The sequence below is a fragment of the Streptomyces sp. P9(2023) genome (assembly GCF_032436795.1).
Classification (GTDB): domain Bacteria; phylum Actinomycetota; class Actinomycetes; order Streptomycetales; family Streptomycetaceae; genus Streptomyces.
Genome location: NZ_JAUPWM010000488.1, coordinates 1 through 270, shown reverse-complemented (window position 1 = coordinate 270; position 270 = coordinate 1). Strand labels below are relative to the sequence as shown.

At 52.2% G+C, this 270-nt stretch carries 1 protein-coding gene; it reads right to left on the bottom strand.

Annotation, left to right across the window (positions count from 1 at the left end):
- Nucleotides 1-50: 50 nt before the first annotated feature.
- Nucleotides 51-270, bottom strand: a 220-nt coding sequence (locus tag Q5762_RS38480; protein ID WP_315896961.1) for a hypothetical protein, incomplete at its 5' end; no start/stop codon positions are given.

Here is a 270-nt window from a genome sequence, read left to right as displayed (position 1 = left end):
AGAAAGATCCAGATCGTATTATAGATATGGAAGCCCAACAGCGGCAGCGGCTACAGGAAAAGCAACAGAGACGCAATTGCCATGACAACACCGGGCAATGCGTAAGGCAGTTCGGCTGTCAGATTGAACAGTCTTGTCCACCAGCGTTTCCGCCAGGTCGTGATATAGGCCAGCGGAACAGCGATTAACACCGCAAAGAACGACGCAGCAAGCGTCAACCCAAAACTGTTCAGGAACGCGCGTTTGGTTGCAGCATGCTCGAACAGGATG